General features: G+C 60.3%; 2 protein-coding genes. Both read left to right on the top strand.

The features are described 5' to 3' along the window. Window positions 1-104: 104 nt before the first annotated feature. A complete protein-coding gene (locus QMX91_RS30935; protein ID WP_096796586.1) occupies window positions 105-1031 on the top strand; it encodes a sugar ABC transporter permease in 927 nt (308 codons plus the stop codon). A gap of 8 nt (window positions 1032-1039) precedes the next feature. Continuing rightward, entirely contained in the window at window positions 1040-1870 is an 831-nt protein-coding gene (locus QMX91_RS30930) for a carbohydrate ABC transporter permease (RefSeq protein ID WP_003225143.1), read from the top strand. Window positions 1871-1965 lie beyond the last annotated feature (95 nt).

Raw genomic sequence — 1965 nt, 5'->3', positions numbered from 1 at the left:
GCGGTGGGTCAGTGTCATGTGTATTGACTGACACGACGCCTTCGCGAGCAAGCCCGCTCCCACATGGGATCTCCATAGGTCTGTATGACTCGGTTGTGATCACCATGAATACTTCAACTGCCAAAGCCCACCTCGACTTGTCGCAACCCCAGCGCAAAGTCCGCGTACGCAATCCCGGCTGGTTTCTGGTCAGCCCTTCGGTGGCCCTGTTGCTGCTGTGGATGATCGTGCCGTTGGGCATGACTATTTACTTCTCGATGATTCGCTACAACCTGCTCGATCCGGGGGTGAACGAATTCGTCGGGCTGGAGAACTTCAGCTATTTCCTCACCGACTCCGGGTTCCTGCCCGGCGCCACCAACACCCTGTTGCTGGTGGGCAGCGTGCTGCTGATCAGTGTGGTGTTCGGGGTGTTGATCAGCGCGTTGCTTGAGGCCAGCGAATTTCTCGGACGCGGCATCGTGCGGGTGATGCTGATCTCGCCGTTCTTCATCATGCCCACCGTCGGTGCGCTGATCTGGAAGAACCTGATTTTCCATCCGGTGTCGGGAATCCTCGCCTACGTCTGGCGGCTGTTCGGCGCCGAGCCGGTGGACTGGCTGGCGCATTACCCGCTGCTGTCGATCATCATCATTGTTTCGTGGCAATGGCTGCCCTTCGCGATCCTGATCCTGATGACCGCCATGCAGTCCCTCGACCAGGAACAGAAGGAAGCCGCGCGTCTCGATGGTGCCGGCCCCGTCGCGATCTTCTGGCACCTGACCCTGCCGCACCTGGCGCGGCCGATTGCGGTGGTGGTGATGATCGAAACGATCTTCCTGCTGTCGGTGTTCGCCGAGATTTTCACCACCACCAACGGCGGCCCCGGCTACGCCTCGACCAACCTCGCCTACCTGATCTACAACCAGGCGCTGGTGCAGTTCGACGTCGGCATGGCCTCGGCGGGCGGCTTGATTGCCGTGGTCATCGCCAACATCGCCGCGATCATTCTGGTGCGGATGATCGGCAAAAACCTGACTGACAAAGCCTGAGGCCCGCCATGACTCTTCAACAATCCCGCCGGCTGCAAAGCCTGCTGCTCGGCACCCTGGCCTGGGCCATCGCGATCGTGATTTTCTTCCCGATCTTCTGGATGGTGATGACCAGTTTCAAAACCGAAATCGACGCCTTCGCCACGCCGCCGCAGTTCATCTTCACGCCAACGCTGGAGAACTACCTGCACATCAACGAGCGCAGCGACTACTTCAGTTTCGCCTGGAACTCGGTGGTGATTTCCTTCAGTGCCACGGCGCTGTGCCTGCTGATCGCGGTGCCTGCCGCTTACTCGATGGCGTTCTACGAAACCCAGCGCACCAAGGGCACGCTGCTGTGGATGCTCTCGACCAAGATGCTGCCGCCGGTGGGCGTGCTGATGCCGATCTACCTGCTGGCCAAGAGTTTCGGCCTGCTCGACACGCGCATCGCGTTGATCGTGATCTACACCCTGATCAACCTGCCGATCGTGGTCTGGATGATTTACACCTACTTCAAGGACATCCCCAAAGACATCCTCGAAGCCGCCCGCCTCGACGGCGCCACGCTGTGGCAGGAAATGGTCCGCGTGCTGCTGCCGATCGCCAAGGGCGGCCTCGCCTCGACCGTGCTGCTGTCGCTGATTCTGTGCTGGAACGAAGCGTTCTGGTCGCTGAATCTGACCTCGTCGAAAGCCGCGCCGCTGACCGCGCTGATCGCCTCGTACTCAAGCCCTGAAGGCTTGTTCTGGGCCAAGTTGTCGGCAGTCTCGACCCTGGCCTGTGCGCCGATCCTGATCTTCGGCTGGATCAGCCAGAAGCAACTGGTGCGCGGCTTGTCGTTCGGTGCCGTGAAATGAATATTCGAGAACCAACACCTTCCCCTGTGGGAGCGGGCTTGCTCGCGAAAGCGGTGGGTCATCCAACAATGATCGTGACTGACACGGCCCCTTCG

Origin of the sequence: Pseudomonas sp. PS01299 (genome assembly GCF_029960145.1) — a bacterium.
Taxonomy (GTDB): Bacteria; Pseudomonadota; Gammaproteobacteria; order Pseudomonadales; family Pseudomonadaceae; genus Aquipseudomonas; species Aquipseudomonas putida_A.
The sequence above is the reverse complement of the archived record's forward strand: the minus strand, read 5'-3'. Positions and strand labels throughout refer to the sequence as shown.